The 17,233-nt window shown below is 68.2% G+C and carries 7 protein-coding genes and 1 pseudogene; 3 read left to right on the forward strand and 5 right to left on the reverse strand.

From position 1 onward, the window contains the following. Positions 1–554: 554 nt before the first annotated feature. The 4 genes from DEJ47_RS03025 to DEJ47_RS03040 all read right to left on the reverse strand — a co-directional run bounded on the left by DEJ47_RS03025 (position 555) and on the right by DEJ47_RS03040 (position 13,228). A complete protein-coding gene (locus tag DEJ47_RS03025) occupies positions 555–998 on the reverse strand; it encodes a hypothetical protein (protein WP_150164654.1) in 444 nt (147 codons plus the stop codon). Beyond that, positions 995–7,807, reverse strand: a complete 6,813-nt coding sequence (locus DEJ47_RS03030; RefSeq protein ID WP_150164656.1) for a polymorphic toxin-type HINT domain-containing protein — start codon at positions 7,805–7,807, stop codon at positions 995–997. The genes DEJ47_RS03025 and DEJ47_RS03030 overlap by 4 nt, the downstream gene beginning before the upstream one ends. 148 nt (positions 7,808–7,955) lie before the next feature. After that, a complete protein-coding gene (locus DEJ47_RS03035) occupies positions 7,956–11,621 on the reverse strand; it encodes a LamG-like jellyroll fold domain-containing protein (RefSeq protein WP_150164658.1) in 3,666 nt (1,221 codons plus the stop codon). 32 nt (positions 11,622–11,653) lie between these two features. Beyond that, on the reverse strand, positions 11,654–13,228 hold the full coding sequence (locus tag DEJ47_RS03040; protein WP_150164660.1) for a VCBS repeat-containing protein: 1,575 nt from the start codon (positions 13,226–13,228) through the stop codon (positions 11,654–11,656). A gap of 853 nt (positions 13,229–14,081) precedes the next feature. On the opposite strand from DEJ47_RS03040, the pseudogene dhaK reads away from it, so the two are divergent. The 3 genes and pseudogenes from dhaK (at position 14,082) to DEJ47_RS03055 (ending at position 16,130) form a co-directional block, all read left to right on the forward strand. Continuing rightward, positions 14,082–15,075: pseudogene (gene dhaK / locus DEJ47_RS03045) on the forward strand (dihydroxyacetone kinase subunit DhaK). Between the two features lie 4 nt (positions 15,076–15,079). Next, positions 15,080–15,727, forward strand: a complete 648-nt coding sequence (gene dhaL, locus DEJ47_RS03050; RefSeq protein ID WP_150164662.1) for a dihydroxyacetone kinase subunit DhaL — start codon at positions 15,080–15,082, stop codon at positions 15,725–15,727. Continuing rightward, the gene (locus DEJ47_RS03055) at positions 15,720–16,130 is read left to right on the forward strand and encodes a PTS fructose transporter subunit IIA (protein WP_150164664.1); all 411 of its coding nucleotides are present in this window, start codon (positions 15,720–15,722) and stop codon (positions 16,128–16,130) included. The genes dhaL and DEJ47_RS03055 overlap by 8 nt, the downstream gene beginning before the upstream one ends. Positions 16,131–16,159: 29 nt before the next feature. Here DEJ47_RS03055 and DEJ47_RS03060 read toward each other — a convergent pair whose 3' ends face one another. After that, positions 16,160–16,999 (reverse strand): glycoside hydrolase family 75 protein, encoded by an 840-nt coding sequence (locus DEJ47_RS03060; protein ID WP_398338111.1) that lies wholly within the window; start codon positions 16,997–16,999, stop codon positions 16,160–16,162. Positions 17,000–17,233 lie beyond the last annotated feature (234 nt).

Genomic DNA, 17,233 nt, shown 5'->3' on the forward strand with positions numbered 1-17,233 from the left:
TTTCTGCGCTGCAGTCGGGATCCCTGGCACCCCTGTAAACGTGGGATCGTGATAGCCGTGATTCCGCAGCATCTGCTGGGCTTTCGATACAGCAACCGCCTGATTATCACTGCACGTTTCACAGTGAGGAAACAGGCTGCGCGGAAGGCCAGTAGGTCCAATTCCAGTAGACGGCTGGTGGTCCCCCGTCCTCGTCGGACTGCTCCCACCGCAAGAGTGGCACGGCCTTCCCTGCACGGCCGCGCTCTGCTCCGGGGTAACTATCGGCCCGGTCGCAGGCACCGACTCATCGGCATGAGGACCGACACGCAGCGTATGCAGCTCACCGACGGTGAGGTTGTGAACCGTTGCGCGCTGTGTCGTCCAGCGCTTCACGGCCGTGATGTCGACGCACCCTTGCCCTTGATCTCCGCCGTGACCGTCTCCACCTCAGTCACCGTGTCGTCCGTTGACGCCACCGGCAACTACCGCCGCCACCCCACGCGCAAGCCCCGCCAGGACACACCTGGCGGGGCTTCACGTTTACCTCAGCGACTAATCACGCTCGCCGCCTTCTATCTCCGTTCGACTCCATAGCGCGCTCGGAGTCCTGCCGCGAGAACAGATGCCCCGTCGGTGCTGGCATCGATCTCCACCGACCACCAGGTGCTGTCGCTCGCAGTCAGAACCATGCAGCATCCTGCGAAATCGCCCGCAGCGAGCCGCTTCGGATCGAACAGGCGCTGCTCTCTTGCTGCTACGAGCAGTAGATCGAAGAACTGGCGGACACCGGCCGCGAATTCCCGAACCTGCGTCCACGACATGACGTACCCCTGCGGCGAGGAAGCTACCTTCTCCCGGATTTCTACATAACCCAGGCCGGCCGCACCCTGACAAATACCGTCGAAGTCGAGCACGGACCAAACCCAGTTGTTGTCCGGGACCAGAGCAAGCAGGTTGTCGAGCCCGACTATTCCGCCCTCAGTGTCATGCATCCGAAATTCCACGAGTTCGCTCATTGGTCGCCCCAATCCAATGGTTCGGCGTCACCGCGACTTCGGGTACCGCCGGTCGCGTTTTCATTCCAGGGATGCTGATGCGGATTGTCATGGTTCTGCGGTCTCCCGTGATCGGTGAAGTCGACATCCCTGACGGGTTTGCCTGCTGCATCGAACTCTCGGGCCTGAGCGTACGGGCCAGTGCGTCTGCTGTTCTGCACCCCAAGTTGCGTGTGTGGATGCCCAGCGGCCGCCGAATCCGGAGCCGGTTCACCAGTCCGGGCATCCCTCGGAAGCTTTCGGTCAGGATATCCCCGAGGTGTACTGCAATTGTGAACGAGTACCGGCGTCTCGCCCGCCACCACATAGTACGTATGCAGCTCACCGACGGTGAGGTTGTGAACCGTCGAGTCCTGCGCCGTCCAGCGCTTCACGGCCGTGATCTCGACGTACGTGCCCGCGCCGGTGCGCAGTGTCGCGCCCGCCTTGAGGTCCGTGGCGTCGATCCACTCCCCCAGCTCCGGGACCCAGAACGGATGCCCGTCCGTGGCCGTGAGCGAGGCGGTCTTCGAGCCCTTCTTGCCGTCCACGTCGATCGTGACCCGGACGAGGTGCTTGATGCCCTTGCCCTTGATCTCCGCGGTGACCGTTTCGACCTTGGTTTTTCCGGTCTTCGGGTCGGTGGCCAAGACCTTGTCGCCGATGTCGACGTCCTCGATGGCCTTGGTCGATCCGTCGGCCATCAGCACCTTGGTTTTCGGCGTGAAGCTATTGCTGGTCACGCACGCTTCGGCCGCGTCCGCAGCCTTGTTGCTCTTGCGCCAGTCCTTGAACGTCCCCCACAGCTGCTTGCTCAGCCTGACGATGCGTTTGCCCAGGGCGTAGGCCTTGTCGAGGCGGTTCCAGTACTTCGCGACCAGCTTGCCGACGGGACCGCCACCGACGAGCGAGGTGACGATGTTGGCCGCCGTCGCACCGCACGCGCCGAGTGCGCCCGTGGTGAAGCAGTCCAGCGCGTCGGTGATGCCGAGTTCGTCGGCCAGGATCTTGCCGAGTTCCTTGGCGATGGCGATGGTGCGCTGCTTGGCGACGTCGGCCTTGGCGCGTTGCTGGCGGGCCTTGTAGGCGGCCGGTGATTCCTTGGGGGCCTGGACGCCGTAGTACGTGTAGTAGGTCTTGGTGGGCTTGACGCTCCAGCCGCCGTTGCTCTTCATGCTGCACTGCACGCCGGCGTACATGCAGTCGTCGGGCTTCAGACCGTCCGGGTCGGAGAAGCTGACCGGGTTGTTGTAGCTGTAGGCGTAGCCGTTGATCTGTTGTGGGTCGGTGTAGTCGATGATGGGGTCGGCCGAGATGAAGCGGCCCGTGGAGGCGTCGTATTCACGTGCGCCCAGGGTGACAAGGCCCGAGGTGTCGTCGTTCGTGCCGCCGACGAATCCCTTGTCGGTCACCCACTTGGACGGGTCCGCCGAGTCGGCGTCGCGGCCCGTGCCGAAGGGGTCGAGGCGGCGGCGCTGCGTCGCGCCCGTGGTCGGGTCGACGGCGAGCTGGGCCGTGCCGTGGTGGTCACCGGCCAGGAACGTGACGCCACCGGAGTCGCGCACCGCCACGGTCTGCCCGCCGAGGGCGTAGTAGCGGGTGGCCTTGACCGCCTTGGTCGACGTGTCGAGCTTCAGCTCCATGCCGGGCAGGTAGAACGTCGTCTCGGTCGGCGACTTGCGCAACACGCGGCTGCCCGCCGCGTCGTGGACGTAGGACGAGGAGCTGCCGTCGGCGTTGGTGACCTTGGTGAGTTTGTTCTGCTTGTCCCAGGTCAGGTTCTGGGTGTCACCGCCGAGGACGCGGGTCTCGGTGTTGCCCGTGTTGTCGTACGTGTAGGTGTCCAGGGAGGTGACCGCCGGCTTGGTGCCGGTTGCCGCCGTGTCGGTCGTGACCGACGTCAGCTGGTGCGGGCCCTCGCCGTTCTCTCCGTACTTGTACTTCTTCGACGACGTCGCCGCCCCGTCGATGCCGTGGTCGGTCTCCGCGGTGCGGTTCCCCGTGGCGTCGTACTCGTAGCTGTGCCAGTACGGGGCCACCCCGCCGACCGAGCTCGCCGACGGGCCCGAGGCGCAGGCCGCGTCCGTCTTGCCCGTGCCGACCGCGCCGTCCGACGCCAGCGAGGACGTCCAGTCGTCGGTCGTCCGGCGCAGGCTGTCGTGGCGGAAGCACTGGGTGTCGCGCGTCCCGCCCGTCGGGTCGTCGACGACGGAGAGGACGTTGCCGCCCGCGTCGTACGTGTAGTCCGCGTCGTAGGCCACCGAGGAGGCGCCCTCGACCACGACCCGGGCGTTGTTGATCTGCTGGGTGCCCTGTTCGTAGCTGTAGTTCAGCCACGTCTTCTTGTCGGACGCCCCGCCCGTCGACAGTTCGAGCTGCTCGAGCTGGTTCGTGGGCGAGTACTTCACCTGGGGGACGTAGGTGCCGCCGCCGAGGGAGGTGTTGAGCGCCTTCGGGCGCTGGAGCGCGTCGTACTGGTACGAGACGGCTTCGGCCGCGAGGCCGCCTGCGGGGGGGAAGTTCTGCCCCTGGACGGTGCCGTCGTCGTTGTACTGGGTCTGGAACTCGTACGTGCCGCCCAGTTCGGGCTCGGCCGTCTTGGACAGGAAGTACTTCGTCGAGGTCGGTTTGTAGTCGTTCTTCTCGTCGAGGACCGGATGGGTCACCGACGAGTGGACCGCGCCGCTCTTGTAGGTGTAGGTGCCGTACAGCGCGCCCTTGGCGATCGTGTCGTAGGTGGAGACGGACAGCTTCGTGCCCGTGTCCGCGGCGCCCTGCCAGGTCGACTTCGTGCGGCCCAGCTGGTCGTAGACCGTCGTCGTGATGTTGTCACGGGAGTCGGTGACCGTCGTCTGGCGGTCGAGCTCGTCGTAACCGAAGGTCGACCGGCCGATGTCCGGGTCGACGGCCGCGGTCTTGCGGCGGCGCTGGTCGTACTCGTACGTCCAGGTGTTGCCGTCGTTGTCCTTGACCTTGGCGAGTTTGCCGTCTGGCGTGTAACCGTACGTGGTGGAGACGTAGTCCGCCGAGGTGCCCGCGGGCACGGGCTTGTCACCCTTGTACTGCCGCAGCTCGACCGTGCGGTCCTCGGTGTCGGTGATCGTCGTGGTCGCGGTCTGGCCCGTCGGCGGGTCCGTGTGGACCCGGTCGCCGCCGTAGGTGTACGTGGTGCGGTGCTTCTCCGCGCCGGCGACCTTGAGGATCGTCGCCGTGGGTCGGCTGTCGCCGTCGAACTCCGTCACCGTCTGCGCGTCGATGTCCTCGTTGCGCGGTGCGAAGAGCGTGGCTGAGGGAGCGTCCTTCGTCCAGTACGTCTCGTTCGTCTTCACCGTGCGGCCGGAGCCGTCGTAGTAGGTGTCCGCGATGAGGCGGCCGCCGTCCTGGCCGTCCGTCTGCACCTGGCGCGGGCGCAGCATTCCGTCGAACAGCGTGTACTCGCTGCCGTAGGTGGTGCCGCCGTTCTCGATCCGCTGGGTGCGGATGTAGTTGGGGCCGGTGGTGCGGATGCCGTACGTGTACTTGATCGACGGGGTGAAGGAGTCGGCCTTGGGGCGGTCGGGCAGCCAGACCGAGGTCAGTCGGCCCAGGCCGTCATAGGCCAGTTCGGTGCGCTTGCCGTTGACGTCGATCTGCGCGGACGGCGTGCCCCACTGTGGGGCGTACTCCGTCTTGGTGGTCCAGCCCAGCACGTTCGTCTCGGTCTTGGCGGACGCGAGGCCGTTGGTGTCGGTGTAGTCGATGGTCTTCGGCGTTCCGGCCGCGTCGGTGACCTTCACCGGGCGCCCGAACTGGTCGTACTTGCTGGTGGAGACCGTCTGGTACGTGCCGACCGTGCCGTTGTGCGAGGCGAGCCGCTTGACCGTGGTCGCGTTGCCCAGGCTGGGCGCGGCGCCGAGGGTGGTGGTGTCGTCGTACAACGTCTGGTCGTCGCTGAGTACGTGCTCGGAGCGGTCCGGCGAGGTGGCGCAGTCGACGCTCACCGTCTCCACCCGGGAGACGTAGGCATACATGTGCTTGGCCACGTTGTCGGCGTACTCGGTACGGGTGCACCGGTTGTCCGAGACATTGAGTTCACCCAGGTCGTTGGCCCGGGTGACACGGCCGGTCTCGTCGTCGTAGCTGGTGACGGAGGCCGACTGGCGCCAGCCGCCCGCGGCGAGCGCCTCGTAGGTGTCCGTGCGCTCGGGCCGGACGAAGCGGGCCTCCCGGTCGCCCCACTCCGTGGAGGCGTGGGTGGCGGTGACCTTGGTCCAGGGTGTGTTGACCGACTTGGTGACGACCTTGTCGCCGTTGTACGTGGTCGTCTCCAGCTCGAAGCCGGACTTCCAGTCGGAGTCGGTGTGGCTCGTTCCCGTGGAGTCCTTCACCGAGGACGCCCGCGTGCCGCCGTCGGGATCCTTGTCCCCGTCGAGGCCCTGGAAGAAGACGTGTTCGGTCCTGGTGTTGGAGGAGTTATCGGTGCCGTCGGAGGTCGTGACCCGGACCTTGCCATAGCCCCGCCAGTCGCTCCAGGTCAGGTACTCCGCCTTGGTCAGCGCGTCGCCCTTGGCCTTCCGCCAGCCCGCGTCACCGAGGTAGGTGTAGGAGGTGATCTGGTCGGGGCTGTTGCCCACCAGGTCCTTCTCCACCACGGACGAGACGGCGTACTTGTGGAACCACTCGGTGACGGGGTCCTTGACGCCCGGGGGGTTCCACTTGACGGGGTAGCAGCGGACGGTGGACTTGCCGGGAGAGGGGTGATCCGTCGGTGTGCACTGGGTGTCGGCGTAGTTGACCGACAGGACGCCCCCGGATTCGCTCTCCACCGCCGACATGCGGAAGCGGATGAACGGCTGGATGTTGTCCTTGGGGTCGTCGACGCGGTTGGCCAGCTGCTTGCCGTACAGCTTCACCGAGGGGACGGACTCGTCGGAGCCCACCAGACCGGTGTGGTCGATCGACTTCAGCCACAGCGACCTGGAGGCGTCACCGTTGTCGGTGAAGTCGTGGTCCAGCGTCCATGAGTCGACGTCCTCGAAGGTGCTGGTGCCCGTGCGGATCTGGGTCGTGATCTTGTTCAGCTGCTTGCGGGTCCAGAACGTCGGTGAGTTCTGGCCGGTGCACTTGGTGTCGGCCTTGCAGTTGCTGTCCCAGGGAACGTCCGGCCAGTCGGCTGCCGTGGAGTCCTTCAGCGCGCCGGCCGAGCAGTCCGTCAGGTCGCCCACGCACCGCTCGCCGGTGGTGAAGACGATGCGGGCGGCGGGCTCGGTGCCGTAGACCTTGCCTGCGCGCTCGCCGTAGTCGATGCGCTTGAGGTATCCGCCGCGGGTGTAGGCCTTGCCGTTCTCGCCGGTCTTCAGGCCCTGCGTGTAGTGGTTGGTCTCCTTGCCGTAGTAGTACGACATGGAGTTGCCGTGCGGGTCGATGACGTGGTCGAGGTTCCAGCGCCAGGCCTGGAGGCAGTGGGCGTTCGCGAAGACCGCGTCGTAGCAGGGCTCCTTGGCGTCGTCACCGTAGACGGGGACGGTCCAGGCGGAGTTGGTCGACTCGTCGCCGGTCGCGTATCCCGGGAGGCGGTTCAGGCCGAAGAAGTACTGGGTGCCGTCATTGTCGGTGACTTTCCAGTGCTCGCCGTTGTCGTCACCGTTCGTGGTGCCGGTGAGCCTCTCGACCTTGCTGAAGTCGTCGGAGCTGACGCGCCAGTCGCCGGTTTTGTCGTCCTGGATCAGCTCTCCGGACGCACCGCCCGCCAGGGAGATCGTGGCGTTGTAGCCGCCCCAGCACTGGTCGCCGTACGTATCGCTGTGCCCGTCGTCGGCGCACGGCTTGTAGCGGCGTTCTATGTAGCCCGGCTCGTAGGAAAAGCCCTGGCCGATCCAGGAGCCCTGGTTGTTGGTGGTCGCGGTCTGGCCGTCGATGGACTGCGAGCTGTAACCGAGGGAGACCCCGGGTGACAGGGCACCCGGCACGGGCGGGGATGTGATCGGATACGACCAGTTGAAGGCGCCGGAGGCGTTCGAGACGCTCCACTTCGATGAGGCCTGCAAGGACGTGGCGCCGAAGTCGCCCTGATCGCCGGAGGCCCCTGCCGCCGCGGCGAACACGGTGACGGACGATGCGCTGTCGGCTTTGTCGGCCGAGGTGCTGTCGGCCGCCGCGGGGAGGGTCGCGGTCAGCGTCTGCTTGGCCGTGTCGTTGCCGCTCTTGAGCGGCTTGGGCGTGGCGCAGGCCTTCTTCCGCGGGGTCGTCAGTACGCAGGACGGGTACTGGACCAGGCGCAGCCGCGATCCGTAGCTTCCCCCGTAGGCACCGGCGAAGTCCGCGTAGTCCAGGTTGACCTTGACCGGCGCGGACCGCTTGGATCCGTCGGTACGGGCCACCGTCATCAGCGGGGTCTCGGCGCCGGCGGCTGCGGACTTCTTGCGCCCGAGGACCGCCACGCGAACGGAGGCGGGGCCCGCCTCGCCGGTGGTGGCCACCTTGAGGGGCAGACCCGCGGCCCGTGCGGGTTTCTTGTTCTTGGCCAGGGCGACGTCGTCGGCGGCCGCCTTGGGCCATCGGGGGGTGTCGGCGGACTTCACGGCGGCACGCGCGGCCGGGTTCGCCTTGTCGTACCTCTTGGCCTTGACGTTCTTGCCGTCGACGGGGTCGTCGAGGTTCTTCTGGGTGGCGGGGCGGGTCAGTCCGCCGTCCTTTGCGAGGGCTTCAGGGGCGTATTGCGGCAGCAGGCCGACGGCCAGGGCGACGCCGAGCCCGAGCGCCGTACTCCTGGCGGCCGGTATTCGCCACCGTGACCGAAAAGGCGAGCGCATGGCAGCTCCGTAGGGAGAAATGAAGGGAGGGAGAGATGGAGGGATAGAGAGATGTCGACAAAAGAAAGAAGCAGAAGAAAGCTGGGAGGGCGCCCCGCGGCCGTGGCCTCACGACCGGCGCCGCGGAGCGCCCACCCCCGTCACGCCGTCACGTGACGGTCTCCTCGATGCTGGAACCGGCCGGCAGGATCGCGACCGTGGGCACGGCACTCGCGTCCAGCGCACCCCGGAACACCCGCAGTTCGTCGACCGCGCCGTCGAAGAAGCCGGACGGCGTGGAACCTGTCAGGACCCTGCCGACTTGGAGGGATGCCTTGGTGAAGTCCCAGGCGTTGTCCCAGGCCACCTGCGCGGCGAGGGTGCCGTTGACGTACAGCAGCGCGTCACCGAAGACCGCCGAGTAGACCAATGCCAGGTGGTCGCCGTCGCCCTCGGTGCTCGGCGCCACGCCCTTGGCGGTGACGGCCGATGTCCTCGCGTCGACCGCGTCCTTGTCGGTCACGGCGAGCTGCCAGCGCTTCTCGGCGGCCAAATACCGCACGGTCAGAGCGCTTCCGCGAGCTCCCGCCAGTGACAGGACCGTCTGGTCCTTCGTCGATCCGACGGCCGCGAGACGCGCACGCGCCGTCAGGGTGAAGCTGTCCTCCTCGGCGAGCAGACCCGCCGCGCGCTTCGCGTGGGCGCCGGTGCCGTTCAGGAGCAGGTGCCCGTCGCCCCAGACCGGTTCGGCGGGCGGCACGCACTCGGGGTCCGCCTCCGGGTCGCAGGACTCGTCCGGCACGTAGATCGCGGCGCCACCGCCCAGAGTCAGGCCGGTGCCTCCCGCCTCTTCCGGGGACACTCCGGCGGTGTCGCCGTCGACCTGCCAGTAGGCGAGCTGCCTCGCGGAGATTCCGCCCAGCGCTTCACCCTCGGCCTCCGGCACCACCCGGTCGTAGATCTTGACGTCGGCGATGCTGCCCTTGAAGTGGGAGATGTAGCCGTCCAGGGAGAGCTTGCGGCCGATCTGCACGCCGCCGGTCGCGTTCCACTTCGTGCGGCGCTGCTGGACGTCCTCCTCGATCAGGTCACCGTTGACGAAGAGGCTGAGGGTGCCGAGTTGATCGTCGTAGACACCGATGAGATGGGTCCAGCTGCCGGGCACGGCCCTGGCACCGGACACCTTCCACGATCCCATGCCCTCCATGTCGGTCATCGGCGTCCGGAACGTCCACGACCGGCTGTCCACGTCGTAGCCGAGGTCGAATCCGGGGGACCCCGTGCCGTCCTGGCTGACCACGGTCACGTCGTCCTTCGGACGCTCGGGCAGTTTCACCCAGGCGCTCACCGAGAACGTGCCGCTCGTGTCGACCGCGGGCTTGCCCGCGTCGAGGTAGGCCTTCTCCGTACCGTCGAGCGAGGCGGCGGTGTCCGTCGGGCCCATCGGCCCCTCCGAGCCGAAGGTCACGCCGGAGCCCGCGGTGGCCGCCGGTGCTCCGCTCATGCCCGCCGCCACCGTGGCGCCCTTGGCGTCACCGAGTGTCCAGCCCGCGGCGGGCGCGCGCCCGTCGCTGACGAGGAAGACGTACGAGGTGGGTGTCTTCCCGGCATTACCGGCGCCGTCGACGGCCTTGACCTCCAGGGACATGGGTCCCTCGTCCGGCGGCATCCAGTTCAGCAAGACCGGGCCGCCCTCGTGTATGGCGTCGACGGTCACCCAACTCTCGCCGATGAAACGGTACTTGTACTGCTGCACGTCCGGCGACGGCGATTCGATGATGAATCGGCCGTACTCTCCGACACCCGTGTGCCAGGCGTCGTCGTCCGGGTACTTGAACGAGTTGATCTTCGGGGCCTTGGGTGCCGTGGTGTCGTAGATGAACTCGCAGCGGGTTCCGTCGCCCGCCATGCTCCACGGCCCCCACGACTCGCCGTCGTGCCCGCGTACCGCCCAGCCGACGGCCACGTTCTGCGGGATGGTGTAGTTGTCGTCGTTTTCGTCGGATTCCAGGTTCGTCCCGACCGTGTACGAGAACGACGCGCCGCCCGTCTGACCGCTCTTCGAGGCGTCGGTGGTGCTCTGCGCCTTCGTGGTCGAGTAATGGTCGTACGTCTTTCCGCCGACCGTCCAGAAGACGTGGAACTCGGCGCGCAGCGTCTCGGAGTTGCTGCCGGTGTCGCCGTGGTCGTAGTCCTTCAGGAACGCCTTCAGCTTCGGGGCGTCGGAGACGTAGTGCTCCTCGGCCCTGCCGTACTCGCAGGCGCCGCCCGGGGTCATCTTCAGGTCGTCCATCGCGGGCTGCAGCGGCGGACGGTTGTAGGTGACCTCGAGGTGTGCGTTGCCGCAGAAGCGCTTCCAGTACGTGTAGCTGCCCTCGTCCTCCGCCTTGAGGCGGAAGGTCGTGGTGTCCCATCCGCTGCTCGCGGCCTTCTGCACGGTGCCGCGCACGTCGAAACGGACGTTCTGGTTGGTGGACGTGCACGAACCGGCCGGATTGGTCGGCGACTTCGTGGTGATGGCGTCCTTCAGCGACGGTTGGTTGCCCCAGTTCGTCTTGGAGCTGATCGCGCTCGCGCCGCCCGAGTTGACCCGGCCGAGCTGCACGCCCTTCGCGGACTCGCTGTACGTGTGCACCATCGTCACCGCGAATTCGGCGGAGACGATGTCCTTGTCCTCGAAGGTCCCCGTCGGGAGCGCGAAGAACTGCCGCTTGACGTCGCTGCTGCTGGTGCAGCGGTAGGAGACGTCGGCCGGACAGCGCCCGACCCCCTCGTCGTCGTCGAACTTCCAGAACTCCGAGGAGGAGTGGTACGACGACACCATGGTCCAGCCGGTCCGGTTGGCCGTCTTGTAGACCGGGTCGATGTAGACGGGGTAGACGGTGTCCTCGCCCTGAAGCAGGTCGGCGTCGGGCTTCAGAGTCACCGAGTCGGCCTCGGTGTCCACCGCGACGTCGGAGACCTGGGCGCCTTCGGGCGGGGTGACCGCGCTGCCCGATTCACCGCCGTCCGCCGGGGAGGCGGGCGGTGCGGAGCTCTTGGCCTTAGGGTCGTCGGCGGTGTGGCTGGAGTCCCACATCATCGGCTGCGGCGCCTCGAAGACCGTGCCGCCACTGCCGTCGGCCTCGGCTTCGAGACCGCCGTCGGCCGTCTTCTTGAGCGTGACGGAGTCGGTGTCCAGCGGCAGTTCGAGCTGTGCCAGGTCGGGCAGGGCTGCGGCCTTCGCGTTCTTGACGACCAGGACGTGGGAGAAACCTTCGGCGTTGGCGCTCACCCTGAGGTCGACGCCGTCGAACACGTCGGCGTACGTGGCGGTGGAGCCGGTGATCTTCGGCCGGGGCAGCTTGTGCGGCCAGTCGAGGGACAACGAGCGCCCGTCCTTGTCGATCTCGGCGAAGGTGGTGTCACCGCCACCGGAGAACGACATGGACGACAACGCGGCCTTCGGCGCGTACGTGCCGTTGGCCTGCTTGACGAGCGTGGTGTCGATGTCAGTCCACTTGCCGGCCTTGCGGGTGCGGACCGGCTGGACGTACTGGGTGGTGGTGAAGGTGCCGTCCGGGTTGGCGACGGTGGTGCTGCGTTCGTCCCGAAGGGCCGCTACCTCCACCTTCCTGCCGGACCCGGCGGCCTCGGCCTGGGCGTCGGAGGCGCCCATGGCGGCCGGTGACTTCTTGTCCGCCGATGACTTCTTGTCCGCGGCGGCCGCCGGCTGAGCGGTGCCTCCGAGCCCCAGGGCTCCCGCGCCCAGGCCCGAAGCCAGCAGCGCGGTCAGTGTGACGGCGATCGTGGCGGCCCGGTACTTGGGGCGGGCGTCAGTCCCACGGCGGTTCATGTCGCTCTGCTTTCTGCTGCCCATGTCGCCGGTCACCCGACCACGCCGAAGGATGTCCCCGCGTCGGGGATGCCGCCCTTGCCCGGCTTGAGGATCGTGGTCCCCGCGGTGGTCGACCCGGCGATGTCCGTCCACGGGACGATGTAGAGGACGCCCTTGGGCGTGTCCGCTGCCTTGCTGTACGGCACACCGACGTAGAGGTTGTCGGCACCCGCGGTCAGGCTGATGCCGGTGAAGTCGCGTGCCGCGGCCGTGCCGGGCAGGACGCTTCCGTTCGGCGCCCGCGAGACGACCTTGTCGTTCGCGCCGATCGAGGTGTCCATGGGCCGCAGTATGTGCACGGCTCCCGAATCCTCGGCGTCCTTGGCGTCGTGGCCGGGAGCACCCACCGCCATACGGATGGTGGCGTCGCTGCTCACCACCGAGGCGTCCGTGTTGGCGATGGCCACGCGCTGGCCGAAGAAGCCGCCCTTGGCGGGATAGCCTTCGACGCCGTCCCCAGTGGCGTCGATCGCCGCCACCTCGGTGTAGGCACCGGACGGCTTGATCCGTACGACGGTGGCCGCACCGGAGTTGGTCACCTCGCCGACGGCCTCGCCCGGCGTGCCGATCGCCAGCAGGGCGTCAGAGTTGTACGTCTGGTCGGCGGGACGGAAGTTCGTCATGTCGATCGACGTGCCGAACTGGTCGTTCGCCTCAGCCGTACCGTCCAGGCCCTCCCCCGACGCACCCTGGTCGAGGCCGACCAGGGCCTTGGGCGCACCCCCCGAGAGGGTGTGGTTGAACACCGTGACCGCCCCGGCGAACATGGCGTCGGCGCCGATGGTCTCGCCCGGAGAACCCACCGCGAAGTAGCGGTTCGTGCCCGTCAACGAGTAACCGAAGCGGTCGTGGGCCTCGACGGCGCCAGGGACGCCCGGGTCTCCCTCGTTCGCGGTGGACGTGTCCTTGCCCTGCATGTAGTGGATGCAGCCCGCGTCCGCGAAGTCCTTGCCATCTTTGGTGATGTTCTCTCCGGGCGCGCCGATGACCAGGTAGGGAGCACCAGTCGACGTGGTGCCTGCCTGGAGGGCGAAGCCGAAGCGGTCGTACTCCTCCGTCACGGTGTCCGGGTCGAACTGGGCCTGGGTGTAGCTCTCGATCGGCGAGCCGGCACCGATGCCGGAGGGGGTGCCGTGGATGACGTAGACGGCACCGGCATCGTGCAGATCGTCCCCGTCCTTCGTCACGTCCTCGAAGGGCGCGCCGACCACGAGATCGGTACACCCGTCGCCATCGGCGTCGTAGGCCGCGCGCGAGGCCCCGAACTGGTCCCCCCGCTCCGGATTCGCGCTCATCCCACTGGTCGCCTGCGAGATCTCGAAGACGCCCTTGCCGCCACCGAGCACCACGCGGACGAGGCCGGCTCGCACGGCTTCCGACACGGTCGCGTTCGGATCGGCCACGACGGTGTCCGTGACGCCGTCGCCGTTGAAGTCTGTCGCGGTTCCCCCGGTGCACGCGGCAGCCGCCGTGGCCTGCTGCCCCTGCGCGCCCGGCCCGCCGGTCACCACAAAGACTGCGGCCACGATCGCCACCAGCCCGGCCCCGCTCATGCGTCTACGCATGAGTCATCCCCCCCCACCCCTCCATATGTCGTTTTCACTCCGCCGATGCATGCCATTTGAAACTTCGACTTTTCTGACTGCGCGTCGACCGAGCGGGCGCAAGGTAATTGCCTTTGCGGCCCTCATGTCAAGCCCATGTCCGCTTTATGACGGAGAAATGTTTACAAGCTCTACAAGGGAGCGGATTGGCGTCTTGCCGTGAATTTTCGGGCAAGGCGGACAAATTCAAGAGATGCACTTGACGGACAGTCAATCCCGCCTTCATAGTTTCTTCACCAAATCACGCGGATCATTCGAGCCGCCCTCACACATCGGGACGCAAGACCGGGGCACCAAACAGGCGAAACGGCATGTTCCACGTGTATCCGGCGCTCGATGCATGAGCGAGAGAAGACCCCGTGAAACGCCTCGGCGCACCTGGACGCCTTCTGGAAGACGTCAGACTCGAAGCATCCCGAAAGTGCGTTATCGGTCGACTGTCGGCTCGTTTATGACGCCGCTTGGCCCCTGCAGCGCGACGATGCCATTTCGGCATTCACATGAGTTGAGCCGAATTCCGCGAACTCCGACATCGATTCGGAATCCGGAACACATGGCCTTTCGCATCTACTGCTCGGAAGCGGCCGGTTCGGTGAAGTCGTCGCACTGTCTCCCTGCCATCTCGGGTGGCCGCCGTCGGACGCCCAGCCGCCAGCCCCGGCTCCCGGCTCCCGGCTCCCGGCCGCGAGAGTCCGTTGCCGATCCGGGGTTCAGACGCACCCCTGCAGTCCTCGCACGTGACCTTCGCTGCCGCAAGGCCGATACTGCCGACAGCAACGCTTCAGCCGCGACTCGACCCTTCTAGGAGACGCCCATGAAGATGCTGATCAACGTCGCGGAGACCGTCGTCGCCGATGCGCTGCGCGGGATGGCCGCCGCTCATCCCGAGCTGACCGTCGACGTCGAGAACCGGGTGATCGTACGCAGGGACGCTCCCGTCGAGGGGAAGGTCGCCCTCGTGTCGGGCGGCGGGTCCGGGCACGAGCCGTTGCACAGCGGGTTCGTGGGGCCGGGGATGCTGTCGGCCGCGCTGCCCGGCGAGGTGTTCACGTCCCCGGTGCCCGATCAGATGGTGCGGGCCGCGGCGGCCGTGGACAGTGGCGCGGGCGTGCTCTTCGTCGTGAAGAACTACACCGGCGACGTCCTCAACTTCGACATGGCAGCGGAGCTCGCCGAGGACGAGGGCATCCAGGTGGCGAAGGTGCTCGTCGACGATGACGTCGCCGTCACCGACAGTCTGTACACCGCGGGGCGGCGGGGCACGGGCGGCACGCTCTTCGTGGAGAAGCTCGCCGGGGCAGCCGCCGACACGGGCATGCCGTTGGAGCGGGTCGAGGCGGTCGCCCGGCGCGTCAACGAGAACACGCGCAGCTTCGGTGTCGCGCTCAGCGCGTGCAGTACGCCTGCCAAGGGCGGCCCGACCTTCGATCTGCCGCCGGGCGAACTGGAGTTGGGGGTCGGCATCCACGGGGAACCGGGGCGTGAACGGCGCCCGATGATGACGTCCCGCGAGATCGCCGACTTCGCCGTGAACGCCGTGCTGGACGACTTCGCGCCACGCAACCCGGTGCTCCTGCTCGTCAACGGGATGGGGGGGGACGCCGCTGCTCGAGTTGTACGGATTCAACGCCGACGTGCAGCGCGTCCTCGTCGAGCGCGGTGTCGCCGTGGCGCGCACCCTCGTCGGCAACTACGTCACCTCGCTGGACATGGCGGGCGCGTCGGTGACGTTGTGCCAGATCGATGAGGAGTTGCTCCGGTTGTGGGACGCGCCGGTGCGCACACCCGCGCTGCGGTGGGGGTGCTGACCCCGTGCTGGACGCCCTCTTCGTCCGCCGCTGGCTGGTGGCCGCCGCCGACGCCGTCGACCGTGAGGCGGAACGGCTCACGGAACTGGACTCGCCCATCGGCGACGCCGACCACGGCAGCAATCTGCGGCGCGGCTTCCGGGCCGTCGCCGCCGTCCTGGAGAAGGAGGCACCGGACACGCCCGGCGCCGTACTGATGCTCGCCGGGCGGCAGTTGATCTCGACGGTGGGCGGGGCCTCGGGTCCGTTGTACGGGACGCTCCTTCGCCGTACCGGCAAGGACCTCGGCGACGCTCCCGAGGTCGATCCGGCACGGTTCGCGCAAGCGCTGCGCACCGGCGTCGACGCGGTGGCCGCGCTCGGCGGTGCCGCGCCCGGCGACAAGACGATGCTGGACGCGCTCGTCCCCGGCATCGACGCGCTCGACAACTCCCCCGGCTCCTTCGGCTCCTTCGGCGCGGCGCGCGAGGCCGCGCTCCAAGGCGCCCTGGCCACGACTCCGCTGCAGGCGCGCAAGGGGCGCGCGAGCTACCTGGGTGAGCGGAGCATCGGGCACCAGGACCCTGGCGCCACGTCCTCGGCGCTGCTCTTCGCGGCCCTGGCGGAGACCGCGGACGGCATCCGCGGCTCGCGGGAGGGCAGCCGTGACTGACGGTCCGCTGGTGGGCATCGTCCTCGTGTCGCACAGCGGGGCCGTCGCCGAGGCGGTCGCGGCGCTCGCCGTCGCGCTCGCGGGCGGCGGCAGCACGGCGCCGGTCGCCGCCGCCGGGGGAACGGCGGACGGCGGTCTCGGCACGAGCGCGGAGCTGATCTCGACGGCGGCGGCACGCGTGGACGGCGGAGCCGGGGTCGCCGTCCTCGCCGACCTCGGCAGCGCGGTCCTGACCGTGAAGGCACTGGTCGCCGAGGGCGATGAACTGCCGGACGGCACACGTCTGGTGGACGCCCCGTTCGTCGAGGGCGCGGTGGCCGCGGTGGTCTCCGCGTCCGCGGGCGCCGACCTCGCGGCGGTCGAGGCGGCGGCAGCGGAGGCGTACGCCTGTCGGAAGGTGTGACCGTACCGCCAAGCTCCGCCCGGCGTGCGTCAGTTGCGTGCCACCAGCTGCCGGGCCAGCTCGTCGCCCCGGGCGACCGCGGCCCGGTGGCTCTCGATCGGCTGCGCCTTGGAGCCCTTGAAGAGGATGTACGTGACGTCGGGGCCCGCGCCGCCCTTGCGCGGGTCGGGGTTGATGCCGAGCGCGCGGGCCGTGGCGTACGAGGCCTCGCCGATGAGGTCCGTGGGGCCGGTGTCGCCGACGACGGCGTACTGGACCTTGTCCCGGTGGACGACGGCGGCGACGGTGCCGCCCGTGACGCCGTGCTCGGTGTGGTTCCAGCGGTGGCTCGCGCCGGGCACGACCACGTAGGGCAGGTTCTCCGCGTCCAGCTGGCGGCCGTCGGACTGCTGGTAGGCGGTGGTGGGCTGGAAGAGGGGGTCCGTGCGGGGGTTGCAGGTCTTGCCCTCGCGGCCGTCGCAGTCGATGTCCATGTCGGCCTTCCAGAAGACCGCGTCGCGCGTGGCGCAGACGGGGATGTCCTCGGGGGCATCGTCGTCCGTGCGGTACTTGCCGAGGGATACCTGCGTGCAGGACCGGGTCGCGGCGAGCAGGTCGGCGGCGCGGACCGTTCCCTCACCGGCCGTTCCCACAGGGGGCGCTCCCGCACTGGCCGTTCCCACAGGGGGCGCTCCCGCACGGGGCGCTCCCGCACTGGCCGTTCCCACAGGAGGCGCTCCCGCACGGACCGGTTCGGCCGTCGCGCCCGCCGCCGCGGTGGGCAACTTGACGTCCGGTTCGGACAGCGCCTGGTGCGCCGCGGCGGTGTAACAGACGGGGACGAGCAGAGCGGCTTTGGCGACGACCAAGGCCGTCTGTTTCTTGCGCACGGGGAAGGGCCTTTCGTAGGGGGACACCTAGGGCACGGACGCCGAGGACGTCGGGGACAGCTGACGACTCGAAAGCCACATATGCCAATTTGTGCACCGCCATATGCCCCTTCCGACGATCACGGTCCGTACGGCGGACGCCCCACCCCTTGATGTGCTCTCGTCACCTGTGTCAAATAGGTCCGTACCAATACACGCCCGTGTCGTACCCATGCCGTACCCGTGTCGTCGAGT

Origin of the sequence: Streptomyces venezuelae, assembly GCF_008642355.1 — a bacterium.
In the GTDB taxonomy this organism is placed as follows: domain Bacteria; phylum Actinomycetota; class Actinomycetes; order Streptomycetales; family Streptomycetaceae; genus Streptomyces; species Streptomyces venezuelae_B.